We start from the raw sequence: 13,194 nt of genomic DNA on the forward strand, positions 1-13,194 counted from the left end.
TTTGATTTGATTTGATTTGATTTGATTTGATTTGATTTGATTTGATTTGATTTGATTTGATTTGATTTGATTTGATTCTTATTCTTATTCTTATGAGTTTTTAAAATAAAAAAAGAGAGCTTGAGCTCTCTTTTTTCTTAACTTTGTTATGTTTGTTTATTGCGTTTAGCTCAATGCTTCTTAAATTAGCTGATAATTTAAGGATCTTACTTTTTATCCAAAGAGATAGTTCCAGGACCAGTGAACGCTAATAAAATGAATCCCCCAATAATGCTTATATTCTTGTAAAAATTAATCATATTCGGATGAACGGCATCACCTGTCATATTCCAATACGCATGGCCTATGATTGCAGTTCCTAATGTGTACAAAGCAAAAATTAAAGCAATTGGACGCGTAAAGAAGCCAAGCACAATAAGAAGAGAACCACCTACTTCCATTGCGACAGCAATAGCGGCTGCAAGAACAGGAAGAGGGGTATGTAATGATTGCATGTAACCCACGGTTCCCTCAAACCCAATCAATTTTGGTATACCTGAGATGAGAAAAAGAGCAACTAGCAGTACACGTGCAAGTAATAATAAAATTGATCTGGCACTTTTTAGTTCAAAATATTGTAAGTTATTCATGTGAAATACACCTTATATGTATATTGTTGATAGTGTTAGAGAGCACCTTTAATCCTTTTTGATAGTTCTAATTAGAGTGGCTGCACTCTTATAATTCTATATCGATAGCCGAATCAGCCCATACCAAACATGGTGTTCCTGAGTATGAGTATAGTATCACCTAGAATGTTTCACAATTGCACCCTCTGAACCTAGATATCCTTGTCTTTAAAGAATTTCCTTATTCATTTGCTTATGAGCAGTTCCGACCTATAAAACTGCAAATATATTATTTAGAATAAATTTAAATTAACTAGTTATATGTAATAACAACTAAACATTAATGATGAAAGATACGGATATTTATTAAACGGGTCACATCATGTCAAGCTTTAAAATAAATACACTTTTACTTTCTCTTATCTCTTGTTCGGTCTTTTTTTCAGGGTGTAATGACAGCAATTCTTCTGATGATAATTCGGCAGCAAATCAAGAAATACCCGCAGCGCCAAAGGGCGTAGGCTTTGAGGATACTGCTCCAGTCCCATCAAATATCACCACTATTGTAGATTCGTGGATGACCAATCAACGTGGCGATGCGCGGTATGCAACGGTTGAAACAAATGCTGGTGTACGTGTGCTGAGTGGTTTTTTAGAGGTATGGACGCCATCAAGTTTATTTGTAGATGCAGGCCAATCTGCGGAGGCAAAAGATGGCTTTCCTGCCGTAGTCGAATCAAACTGGACAGGTTTACCAGGCGACAGTACGGACGGTACAAAAAAGAATGCAGATGTATTGAACTATAATATTAATTATTCCATTCAGACCACGCATAAGCGTACAGAAGAAGAAGCTATTCGTGCCTATTTAGATGATAGACGTGGAAAAAGTTATAGCGTAACGACAGGGATGGGAGCATTGACTGATCCATGGAGAAAGCTTACTGGGCAGACCACCACAATCAATTCAGTGCCAGCCGATGCCGCACAAGTAAAATATGATGACAAAGGAAATAATAGTGGGCTGACGACGGCTGATGGAAACGCCAACTTTGGAAAAGTCGTTGAGTTTGTTCAAGCGATGGGGAATAACTCATCAACAGAGTCTGCAAAACGTTTTTATAAATATGCTCGCCCGTGGCGTTGGAGTTCTGAAGTTATTGTAGTGCCTAGTTTAGAGTCTGCAAAAAGTAGTACGCCCGCAACTGACGGTGGATTCCCAAGTGGACACACGGCTGAAGCTGGCCGAAATGCAATTGCGATGGCGTATTTAGTACCCCAACGTTATCAGGAACTAATCGCTCGTGGTTTAGATTTGGGTGATTCACGTATTATTGCGGGAATGCATTCAGCGATGGACGTAATTGGCGGACGACTTCAGTCGATTGCCGCAGATGTTGCAAACTTAAATGCCATGACTGTAGAGCAACGAAAAGAAGCTTATTTACAAGCTCAAACACAGCTTATGAAAGAGACCAATAGCTCAACGTTTGAATCATTTTATGGTTTGTCTAAAACACCTTATGACGCGAATGACCGTTTTGCCGATATTGAAAAATTAAAACAGCAGGTGAATCACTGGATGACCTATGGTTTTAACCAAATTGGCGATAAAACAAAAATAGCCATGGTGCCTAAAGGCGCAGAGGTTTTATTAGAAACCAGACTTCCTTATTTAACAGCCGATCAGCGCCGTGTAGTTTTGAAATCGACTGCGCTTGCTTCGGGTTATCCTGTCATGGACGACGTAGAAGGATATGGTCGTTTAAACCTGTTTAGAGCGGGCGCAGGTTATGGCAGCTTTGATGGTGACGTAAATCTGACCATGGATGCAAGTTTAGGTGGCTTTAGCCAATATGACCAATGGAGTAATGATATTACGGGTGCAGGTAAACTCACTAAATCAGGCACGGGAACTTTAGCACTGACAGGAAATAACTCTTTTACTGGCGGTATTGATTTAAAACAGGGTGGTTTAGAAATATTGTCTGAGCATGGTGCTGGTCAAGGTGATATTTATATGCATGAAAATAGCCTATTAAAAACCAACTCAGCTAAAACAGTTAATATTGCGGGTCATTTAACTCAGCTTGCAGGAACCACATTCAACATCACGTTAAAATCGAATGGACTTCCAGCAGTTCAGGTAGCAAATACCCTGACTTTAAATGGAACATTGCAGCTCGTCACAAAAGACAATTTAGCGGCAGGAACTTATACGGTGTTATCAGCTAAAAAAGTCCAAGGCACCTACAAAAAAGTGACACTGAATGGCAAGGATATTACGCCAATCTATCAAAATAATAGCGTTAAGTTCACGGTGTCATAAGTAGAGCTTGGATAACCAATATCCATAGTTAAAATTTAATTGGGCCACTCCAGAAGTGTAATTAAACAATTTTGAAGAGTGGCCCGACTAAGCAATATGTTTGAATAATGGAAAAATATATCTACATACGAATTTTGCTATAGATAGATTTTACATTCTCGGGGCTAATGGCCAACATGTGAATCGCACCGTGAATCATTCCGTCTAACAAATGAAAGTTCACCTGAATACCGGCATCCCACAGTTTTTGAGCATATCTTTCACCGTCATCGCGAACGGGATCATATTCACAAATAAAAATGGTCGCATCCGGTAGTCCTTCTAAAGACTGAGCGAGTAACGGGCTTACAAGTTCATTCTGTTTTTCACTTTCATGCGGCACATATTGATCCCAGCAATAAACCATTGTGGATGATTCCAAACCATAACCTTCGGCGTATTGGCTATAAGAATTGCTACTCATTGTTGCATCTAAAGCAGGGTAGAAAAGAAGTTGATGGCTCACCTTAATTTCTGGATGTTGTTTTGCCATGAGACATGAGGCGGCAGCTATGTTTGCGCCCGCACTATCTCCACCTACAGCTATACGGTTTGAGTCAATTCCAAATAGTGAAGCATTCTCATGGATATAACGGAACGCCGTAAAAAAATCATTTAAAGGTGTTGGGAACTTAAACTCTGGAGCCAATCGATAATCCACAGAAAACACAACCAGGTGAGTGGATTCTGCTAATAACCGACACGAGCGGTCCCATGCATCTAAACTTCCCAGACACCAGCCTCCACCATGAGCAAAAACTAAAGCGGGCCGTTGCTCAGTGTTTTCTAGGGAATGGGGAACATAAACACGAACCTCAATTTCCATATCATCTGAAACAGCCACATGAAAACTTTGCTGATAGCTTGCATCATGATGAATGCCTTGTTGATCAATAATGTCTTTATTTACTTGTTCCCTTAGCTCTTGCAACGAGTTTACAGCCTGTGTGGTTGGTCTGGACTTAAGCCAGCTTTCAATTTCAGCAAGTAGAGGCATCGCTTTTTTCCTGCTGTAAAAAATCTAAAATGAGAGAGCTAAATTTTTCTGACTGTTCTTCCATAATGAAATGACCGCAGTCTTTTACAATCGCACTGGTTAAATGCGGTGAAACCTTTTTCATGGTTTCATAAGGTGCATTGTCTGTGGCATGTTCAGCACCTATGGCTAAAACTGGCATGTCTAAGCTTTTAGTTTCTCTGATTTTATTTTGACGTATGGTCTCTGGAATAGAACGGTAATAATTAAAACCCGCCGTTAATCGACCCGGAATTTTATAGGCTTCAATATAAGTTTCAATCGCCACTTTATCTTTGTGCCACGACCATTTATCAAACATATAATTTAAATAAGTATCTTCACGGCCTGCGATTAAAGCTTCGGGTAAATCTAAGGTCTGGTTAAACATGAAATGCCAAAGAAAGATATTTTCACTCGGCTCAACAAAAATAGGAGGTGCGGGCGCTAAACCGGGAATCACTGCTTCTGTTACCGCAAGACGAGTCACTGACTCAGGAAAGTCAGATGCAAGCGCATAGGCAACCCACATACCAATGTCATGACCAACAACCGAATAAGTTGGATATTCAAGTTCAGTCATAAGCATCGATAGAATTTTAGCAATACGCCCCGTATCGTAACTTCCCTCCAGTGGAGCTGAATTTCCGGTCCCGGGTAAATCAACAGCGATTGCTCGATAACCCTGTTTCGCCAGTTCAACCATGACTTTGTGCCACGCGTACCATGTCTGCGGCCAGCCTGGGATAAGCAATACAACGGGACCTTCACCTAAGGTGACGTAGTGTAATTTTTTACTTTCGATGTGAGTGTAATGATGTTGGAATTCGTTATACGAGTTTTCATTGAATAATTGAGTTTTCATGTTGATCTCTTACGATTCCTTAAATACCTAATAACTGATTAATTTGAGTCTGATTCACAGGGGCAGCAGCAAAGTCATCAAACACTTTATCGGTGACATGAATAATATTTTGCTTAATAAACTCGGCACCTTCGCGTGCGCCATCGTCTTTATTTTTGAGGCAGCATTCCCACTCCAACGTTGCCCAGCCTTCGTAGTCGTAATGCGCTAACTTGGAAAAAATCGCTTTAAAGTCAACTTGACCATCACCCGTAGAACGGAATCGAGCCGCTCGATTTCCCCAGCTTTGATAGCCGCTGTACATCCCTTGGCGGCCTGTTGGATTAAATTCGGCATCTTTAACATGAAACATGCGAATGAAATCTTTATAGATATCGATATATTCCACATAGTTCAGTTGCTGCAAAACAAAATGGCTTGGGTCAAAAAGAATATTGCAACGTGGGTGGTTATGAGTTCGCTCTAAAAACATTTCAAATGTAATGCCGTCATGCAAATCTTCACCGGGGTGAATTTCATAGCAAAGGTTGACGTCTTGTTCATCACAAGCATTCAAAATAGGAAGCCAGCGACGCGCTAATTCATCAAACGCCGTTTCTATAAGCCCGGACGGTCTTTGAGGAAATGGAAATACATAAGGCCACGCCAAAGAGCCTGAAAATGTCCCCATGTCTTTAAGACCTAAACGGGCAGATGCTTGAATTGAAGCGAGCATTTGTTGTTTTGCCCACTCGGTTCTAGCCGTTGAATTGCCATGCAAATGAGATGGGGCAAAGTTATCGCACATTGAGTCATAAGCAGGGTGAACAGCCATTAACTGTCCAAAGATATGAGTCGTTAACTCACTAATTTTTAAGCCATGATTATTTAAAGTACCTAATATTTCATCGCAATAATCTTGGCTTTCTGCTGCCAAATTGACATCAAATAAACGCTTATCCCAAGCAGGAAGTTGTACCGCTTCAAAGCCTTGGTTTGCTACCCAAGCAGCAATATCTTCTAGGCGGTTAAAAGGAAAAACATCATCGCTAAATTGAGCAAGATGAATACTAGGGCCTTTGATGGTTTTCATAATAAAACCTAATTAGTTGTCGATCGACAAACAATAGGCTGGATTTTGGAGAAAAACAACTTTTTATTTTAAAATCAAAACAAAACGGGACTATTTTGAATAAATCTCATTGATTTATTTGTGAAAATATTTTTTTCGAATAATAATGAAAAGACGTACTAAGTTTGATAAAGGGTCATTATGGCTGGCAGACCAAGAGAGTTTGATCGAGATGAAGCCCTCGTAAAGGCGAGAGATTTCTTCTGGCTTCACGGCTATGAAGGCACATCAATGTCAGATTTAGTTGAAGTTTTAGGGATTGCCTCAGCTCGAATTTATAAAGCATTTGGCTCAAAAGAGGCTTTGTTTAGAGAGGCTGTAAATCACTATGAAAAGAACGAAGGTAATTTCGCGTTAAATGCTTTAAAGCAAAAAAATATTAAAGATGCAATAACGCAATTATTTCAAGATGCGCTAGCACTTTACACGCAAGCCAACCATTCGTATGGGTGCATGGTTGTGTCCGCAGCGAGCGTGTTAGGCGAAGAAAACCAAGCTGTTTTAGACTGGATGAAAGCACAGCGTATTGCTCGGGGTCAGAGTCTAGTTGATCGATTTGTTCAAGCAAAATCAGATGGTCAATTGGTCGCAGAGGCTGACCCTAAAACCTTAGGGCAATATTACGCGCTTGTTCTGCATGGGCTATCTGTTCAGGCAAGAGATGGATATTCAAAAGAAGAACTTGCTCAAGTGATTAATTTTGCATTAAAAAATCTAGATCAATATGTTGTGAGTGTTTAATAAGCTGGTGTTTACTTTAATGAAAATAAGTCATCATTAAATGCTTAAAACATAAAGTTTATTATTTTTGAAATTAAAACGAAGATTGTGTCTAGAGCCATCTTTCTAGCACATCACATTCTTGATTTTTCAAACATACGTTCAGACAAGAAATTAACAAATGCTCGAACTTTTGGAGAGGGATGTTTACTTGCAGGCCAGAGTACATTAAATACGCCAGTTCTATCTATAAACTCGGGTAATACTTGAACTAATTGATTAGTATTCAATAATTCTTTGATAGAAAAGTCAGGTAGGCAAGCAATTCCTCGACCTTTCAGCGCAAAACAAAGGCGTGTCTCAATATTATTACAAATCATCGATATTGGCAGTTGTAAGTCCGGTTCGTTTTCGGTTGTTTTTAAGGGCCATTTCTCAAGCTTGCCGCTATGAGAAAATCGATAATGTAAACAAGAGTGTTCTAATAAATCAGCAGGTACTATCGGGGTTCCACGTTGAAGTAAATAGGCAGGAGAGGCTACAAGTAATTGTCTAAAAGTCCCCAGTTTCAAGGCTTTTAAGCGTGAATCTGTTGGAATACCTGTACGAACAACAGCATCAAATCCTTCTTCAATCACATCGACCAAGCGGTCTGTAAAATCAAGATCTAATTCTATTTCTGGATATTCCTGCATAAAGTCACCCAGTACAGGTAATACCAGTGAACTCACTAAAGGCAAACTCACACGTAACCGTCCTTTGGGAGACTTGATCGCTTGCGATAATTCCATTTCCGCTGCTTCAATTTCAGCCAGTATGCGTCGACTACGTTCTAAAAATAATATTCCTTCAGCAGTCAAATTAATACTGCGTGTATTACGATGAAAAAGTCGTACACCAATCTTTTCTTCAAGGCGAATCAAGCTCTTACCAACAGCAGAAGCTGAAATTCCTAATGAACGTCCTGCCGCCACAATACTTCCAGTCTCAGCGATTTTAACGAATACGGTAAATCCATTCAGGCTATCCATTCTTTGCTCCTTATTACGGAACAAAACTTCCGTATAACAAGGAACTATAACCGACTTTTTCTTTAATAGGAGTCTTCCTACTATATAAATCTCGAATATGAAAAGAAGTTTTTAATATGAATTCCAAAGCGTTTGAATCAAATACTACCGTTCCATCGACCTCTTTAAGCCTAGTTCAAAATGTTGTTCAAAAAGCTATAGACAATAACCAGTTAGTAGGTGCTGCGGTTATTGTGGCTCAACATGGGAAAGTGATACACCGTGAAGCATTAGGATTCTCTGATCGAGAGCGATCAATATCCATGACAACGGATACCGTCTTCCGTTTAGCATCAGTGAGTAAGGTTATTGTTTCAACAGCTGCTTTAGTCTTGGTTGCCCAAAATAAACTGAACTTAGATGAGTTCATTCATCATCAATTGCCATATTTTCAGCCTAAATTAGAAAATGGAAAGTTTGTTCCAATTACTCTACGCCAACTTCTTAGTCATACGGCGGGCTTGGGTTATCGGTTTCTTGAACCAGATAACGGTGGTGCATATTCACAGGCAGATGTATCTGATGGCATGGATTCATCCGATATGAGTTTAGAAGAAAACGTACGTCGAATTGCTACCGTACCTTTACTCTATGAACCAGGAAAAGGGTGGGGATATTCTTTGGCAACCGATGTATTAGGTGCATTAATCGAAAAAGTATATGACAAGCCTTTAGATCAAGCAGTTAAAGAATTAGTCACTGATCGGTTGAAAATGAACAACACAGGTTTCGCTGTACCAGATAACCAACATGTCGCAACTGCTTATGTGAGTGATAGTCCTGAACCTCATGTTTTATTAGAAGAAGAGGTTGTTTCACCATTTGAAGGATGTGTTGGAATTAGTTTTAGTCCACGCCGTATTTTTAATTCGCAAGCATTTTTCTCAGGTGGCGGAGGAATGGCCGGAACCGTTGAGGATTTTTTTAGCTTATTAGAAGCTCTTCGTCAGGAAGACTCATTATTTTTACCCACTGAATTAATCGCTGAAATGACAAAAGATCAAACGGGTGGTTATGAGTTACCTAATGCACCGGGCTTTGGTTTTGGTCTCGGATTTTCAGTACTCAGAAATGCTCAGCAAGCACTATCACCAGAGTCAGAGGGAACATGGCGTTGGGGAGGAGCCTACGGTCATTCATGGTTTGTCGATAAAAAACATAATCTGAGTGTCATCGCATTTACAAACACACTTTATGAAGGCATGTCTGGAAAGTTTGTCACGGACCTACGCGATGCAGTTTATAAAGCGATAGGAGTAGTCGAATGAGCAACGCACCTTCAAATGATCGGTTGCCTATCGTTCCTTTACTCATCCTCGCTATGGGGGCGTTTGTTACGATCTTGACAGAAGCGTTACCTGCGGGATTATTACCTCAATTAGCTTTGGGTTTAAATATATCTGAACCCTTAGCAGGACAAACAATCACGATATATGCGATTGGGTCTTTATTAACAGCCATTCCATTAACGAATGCTACCCAAAGTGTTCGACGTAAGCCCCTGTTATTAATTGCTCTAGCTGGTTTTGCTCTCACAAATCTAATTACAACGCTATCTACCAGTTATCTTTTAACAATGGTTGCCCGATTTTTGGCAGGTGTTTCAGCAGGGTTACTTTGGGCTTTGCTCGCTGGATATGCAACGCGAATGGCACCAGAACACTTAAAAGGGCGTGCGATAGCAATAGCAATGTTAGGAACACCATTGGCTTTGTCTCTAGGTGTGCCAGCGGGTACTTACCTTGGTCAATTGTTCGGTTGGCGAATGGCTTTTGGTGTTATGAGTATTTTTGCGATTATTTTAGTGGTGTGGGGAAGCCTCACACTACCTGACTTTGAGGGGCAGGCTACTGATAAACACATCTCTTTAAAACAGGTATTTATTTTACCCGGTGTCAGACCTATATTATCTACTGTTTTAAGCTTTGTGCTTGCCCATAATCTTCTATATACCTATATAGCTCCATTTTTATCAATTGCTGATTTAGCTAAAAATACGGACATTATTTTACTGATATTCGGCTATTTATCATTATTCAGCATCTTCATTACAGGTGCGTTGATTGACCAACATTCACGCCTATTAACACTCACTAGCATCATATTATTTGGCTTTTCCGCTCTTTTACTTGCGGTCATGGGTAATTATGCGGTTATCGTTTATGTAGCAATTGCAATTTGGGGCGTTGCGTTTGGTGGCGCTGCGACATTGTTTCAAACTGCATTAGCGAAGACTACAACCAATATGGCTGATATTGCTCAATCCATGTTAGTGACTGTTTGGAATATCGCTATTGCTGGTGGGGGAATTATTGGTGGCTTTTTACTTAGTAATTTTGGGGTGAGTTCTTTCCCTCTAGTACTTTTAATATTGTTATTTATTACATTCATTGTAGTTTGGCGGGCTAAGCAATATGGGTTTCGCTAAAAACGACATATTCCATTATGAAAGCAGAACTCCAAATATAAGAGCTCTACCTTATATTGAGTTTCTAATTAATCAAACTTAGTAACTTCTGGTACTGACTCTAAATAATCAAAAAATTGCTGTATTTGTTTTTCTGTTACCCGTGCTGTAGAAATAGGCGGCAACTCATCTCTACCAAAGAATCCAACTTCGGGTGTTTCAATACTTGGTGTTAGTTCACCATCAATAATTTCACACCAGAAGAAAGCCTTATACACATGTAAAAACATAGGAGGATGGGAGTGTTTGGTTCTATCTGTTAAAGCCAATAATTTAATGGCTTTAACTCGAAAACCTGTCTCTTCCAGAACTTCTTTTTCAGCATTTTCCGACGCTGAGTAACCCACATCAGCCCATCCACCCGGAACAGACCATCCACCCGGAACAGACCATCGCCCATCTCCAATTTCTTTTGCTAATAATAATTTATTTTCTTTAAAAACAACTGCTCTGACATCTAATTTGGGAGTGGCATAACCTACATCTTGAAGAACATTATTAATAAAATTTTCTGTTTTGATTTCCTTTAGTTCTAACAAATATTCAATATGTCCTAAGAGTTGTTCATAACGTTCTTTGTCATAAACATCTTTTGAATAATGTAAACCTGTTTGAGCAATACCAGTAATTTTATTTAAAGTTTCTAACCACTTCACTGAGTCATTCATTGCAACGGATGCCTTCAAGCTTATATCTTTTAGCTATGGTAAGGCATACTCAGGTGAAGCACTATTAAACAGTTGTTAACTGAAATTTCAAGCTAAGTCTTTTGAGATTTTTTACGATTAATAGTTCTAATAGAAAATTACTCTTTAAATGTATTTGCCTTAATCATGAGCGGTAAACCAAGTTCAGATAATAAAGCAGTTCGTGAATTTGGAACACTTTTTCTCTCTAAAGCAATAAGCTCAATAAATTCTTTATTAAATTGTTTTCTAGGGTATTTTTCTAAAATTTCATTTCTAAAAGATAGGGGAAGTCTATATAGACCATCACTAATCACATCACAGGATGCGCCTTGCTGTAATAGAGTAATTTCTGCTGGGTCAGAATGATCTATATAGCCGTTCATATGTAAGCAGATAGCATCTCTAATAACTTCACTTTTCTTTTCATCAAAGCTATGTTCTTTAGCCTTTAGCTCAAATTGTTTAGCACTCTCATAGGTAAAACAATTACAACCTTTTTTATGAATATGCTGTTCAGTTAAGCCAATATCATGAAAAAGTGAGGCTATTAAAAGTGATTCATGGTCAAATTGCTGTTTTTGTATATTGCCTAAGGCAGCTCCCCAGAAATAGGTCCGCCATGAATGATTGTAGATAGATATATTTGCTTTAGCCTCTAGTTCATCAAGCGCGACTTTAACCATTTGAGTATCTGGTATTACGATCTGATCGATATCAAAATCATGGGAAGTTTTGAACCGAAAGTAATTTATTTTTATAGAGGCCATAATACTCGGCAGCATAATTTTTTGAATTAACTTTATTTTCTCTTTGAAGCTGAGCTGACCATTTGTAGTTTGCATCCAGTGATATGAACCAATTCTTATAGTTTTCATTAGTAGATCTCACTTTAGAGTAATTGCTCTAAAATATTATCATAGGTGATTTTTTGCAAGTTTTCTCTTTTAAGACATCGATAGAGCTTTGATTGATAGACGTTTTATAAACCCCAATTTAACAATAAATTTTAATTATTTATCCTTACTTTTTAATGATCTATTTTAATACGATTGTCATTTCGTGTGCTTGACTGAAAGAGGGTTGAATACTATTCTTTGCCTGCTGGCCTACATTGCCAGTCGGTTTTAGCAGACCGTTTTTTCGACCACATCAGGATTATTTCTTCTGAGGAACAGTCTTGTGTGAGTATCTCGTTCCCTCCCGTAGCGGTAGGACGGGAGAGGGACACCCTCGGGTGTGCTGGAGTCGAAACCAGTCTGCTAACCCTCTTTCGTTCTGCCACCATAATTTATAATGTTTTGGCAGAACTCCAATTACAAAGGAGTTGGCTTTGCACATCCATTATTTCTTGGCAGTCTTTGCCAAAAGCTATAACGACACAACTTAAAATTTTAAAACAGTTTGATGGGCTATAAGCTTTTCAAGCTTTAAATCGTCACGACCAAAAAACGTAATCAACAATAAAACTTGAGATGTGCCAAGCACAGTCTTCATGGGCTTTGCTATGCCTTTTTTCTCCCAAAAACGGCAACGGTTTTTATATCTCATTTATATACAACAATAATTTTCTATAACGGTAAAACTATGCCACATTCAGATCTTCCATTTCGTGCTTTAAGCGTGCTTCACACTTCAAGATTTCTCTTTAATAAATACGGCTTTCATAACGTTGGAGTAGACCGAATTATCGAGTCGGCAAAAGTGCCCAAAGCTACTTTTTATAACTACTTTCATTCAAAAGAACGTCTCATTGAAATGAGCCTAACTTTTCAGAAAGATGGCCTTAAACAAGAGGTGATTTCAATTATCCATGTTCAAAAAGAATTAACGCTAATTGAAAAACTGCGCAAGATTTACTTTTTACATGCCGACTTAGAAGGGCTTTACCATTTGCCGTTTAAAGCGATTTTTGAAATTGCGAAAACACATCCAAAGGCATATCAGGTGGTAGTTGACTATCGAAATTGGTTCATTAATGAAATCTATAAACTGCTTTTAACAACTAATGAAAATGCTTCAAAACAAGATGCACACATGTTTTTGTTCGTGATTGATGGAGCAATGGTTCAACTTTTAGACCCCAACAAACCAGATGAAAGAGAGAGGTTGCTTGAGTATTTTTTGTTGGGGTTTGGGTGAGCGGAAGATAAAAAATATTTTTGAAGTGTAATTCAATAAGCTTATTTAAAATACTGCTTTATACCAGTAAAGAAATAAAAAATCTAATAGATACTATTAGGCTTAAGCAATGACTGAGTGGGATTAAATCATTTATTTAAAT

The 13,194-nt window shown here is 38.6% G+C and carries 12 protein-coding genes; 5 read left to right on the forward strand and 7 right to left on the reverse strand.

The features are described from left to right. Positions 1-206: 206 nt before the first annotated feature. Positions 207-629 carry a DoxX family protein gene (locus RMB13_RS07880; RefSeq protein ID WP_056478960.1) on the reverse strand — a complete coding sequence of 141 codons (423 nt, stop codon included), beginning with the start codon at positions 627-629 and terminating at the stop codon, positions 207-209. Between the two features lie 361 nt (positions 630-990). Between RMB13_RS07880 and RMB13_RS07885 the strand changes: the two genes are divergently transcribed. Next, the gene (locus RMB13_RS07885) at positions 991-2,937 is read left to right on the forward strand and encodes a phosphatase PAP2 family protein (protein WP_311084882.1); all 1,947 of its coding nucleotides are present in this window, start codon (positions 991-993) and stop codon (positions 2,935-2,937) included. A 121-nt stretch (positions 2,938-3,058) separates the two neighbouring features. Here RMB13_RS07885 and RMB13_RS07890 read toward each other — a convergent pair whose 3' ends face one another. From RMB13_RS07890 to RMB13_RS07900, 3 genes are read right to left on the reverse strand one after another with little or no spacing between them, the layout of a single operon-like run. Beyond that, positions 3,059-3,973, reverse strand: coding sequence for an alpha/beta hydrolase (locus RMB13_RS07890; protein WP_311084883.1), 915 nt, complete (start codon positions 3,971-3,973; stop codon positions 3,059-3,061). Next, a complete protein-coding gene (locus tag RMB13_RS07895) occupies positions 3,957-4,856 on the reverse strand; it encodes an alpha/beta hydrolase (protein WP_311084884.1) in 900 nt (299 codons plus the stop codon). The genes RMB13_RS07890 and RMB13_RS07895 overlap by 17 nt, the downstream gene beginning before the upstream one ends. A 19-nt stretch (positions 4,857-4,875) precedes the next feature. Then, a complete protein-coding gene (locus RMB13_RS07900; RefSeq protein WP_311084885.1) occupies positions 4,876-5,928 on the reverse strand; it encodes a sugar phosphate isomerase/epimerase family protein in 1,053 nt (350 codons plus the stop codon). A gap of 180 nt (positions 5,929-6,108) precedes the next feature. On the opposite strand from RMB13_RS07900, the gene RMB13_RS07905 reads away from it, so the two are divergent. Continuing rightward, entirely contained in the window at positions 6,109-6,708 is a 600-nt protein-coding gene (locus tag RMB13_RS07905; protein ID WP_311084886.1) for a TetR/AcrR family transcriptional regulator, read from the forward strand. 113 nt (positions 6,709-6,821) lie between these two features. Here the strand turns inward: RMB13_RS07905 and RMB13_RS07910 are convergent, their stop codons facing one another. After that, positions 6,822-7,718, reverse strand: a complete 897-nt coding sequence (locus tag RMB13_RS07910) for a LysR family transcriptional regulator (RefSeq protein WP_311084887.1) — start codon at positions 7,716-7,718, stop codon at positions 6,822-6,824. Positions 7,719-7,834: 116 nt separating this feature from the next. On the opposite strand from RMB13_RS07910, the gene RMB13_RS07915 reads away from it, so the two are divergent. Together RMB13_RS07915 and RMB13_RS07920 are read left to right on the forward strand one after the other, a co-directional pair. After that, positions 7,835-9,025, forward strand: coding sequence for a serine hydrolase domain-containing protein (locus RMB13_RS07915; RefSeq protein WP_311084888.1), 1,191 nt, complete (start codon positions 7,835-7,837; stop codon positions 9,023-9,025). Next, a complete protein-coding gene (locus tag RMB13_RS07920; protein ID WP_311084889.1) occupies positions 9,022-10,185 on the forward strand; it encodes an MFS transporter in 1,164 nt (387 codons plus the stop codon). The genes RMB13_RS07915 and RMB13_RS07920 overlap by 4 nt, the downstream gene beginning before the upstream one ends. A gap of 68 nt (positions 10,186-10,253) precedes the next feature. Here RMB13_RS07920 and RMB13_RS07925 read toward each other — a convergent pair whose 3' ends face one another. Together RMB13_RS07925 and RMB13_RS07930 are read right to left on the reverse strand one after the other, a co-directional pair. Beyond that, the gene (locus RMB13_RS07925; RefSeq protein ID WP_311084890.1) at positions 10,254-10,892 is read right to left on the reverse strand and encodes an NUDIX hydrolase; all 639 of its coding nucleotides are present in this window, start codon (positions 10,890-10,892) and stop codon (positions 10,254-10,256) included. Between the two features lie 137 nt (positions 10,893-11,029). Then, positions 11,030-11,788 (reverse strand): HD domain-containing protein, encoded by a 759-nt coding sequence (locus RMB13_RS07930; protein ID WP_311084891.1) that lies wholly within the window; start codon positions 11,786-11,788, stop codon positions 11,030-11,032. A 709-nt stretch (positions 11,789-12,497) separates the two neighbouring features. Between RMB13_RS07930 and RMB13_RS07935 the strand changes: the two genes are divergently transcribed. After that, positions 12,498-13,052 carry a TetR/AcrR family transcriptional regulator gene (locus RMB13_RS07935; RefSeq protein ID WP_311084892.1) on the forward strand — a complete coding sequence of 185 codons (555 nt, stop codon included), beginning with the start codon at positions 12,498-12,500 and terminating at the stop codon, positions 13,050-13,052. Positions 13,053-13,194 lie beyond the last annotated feature (142 nt).

Source organism: Acinetobacter sp. V102_4, assembly GCF_031799005.1.
GTDB lineage: Bacteria > Pseudomonadota > Gammaproteobacteria > Pseudomonadales > Moraxellaceae > Acinetobacter > Acinetobacter calcoaceticus.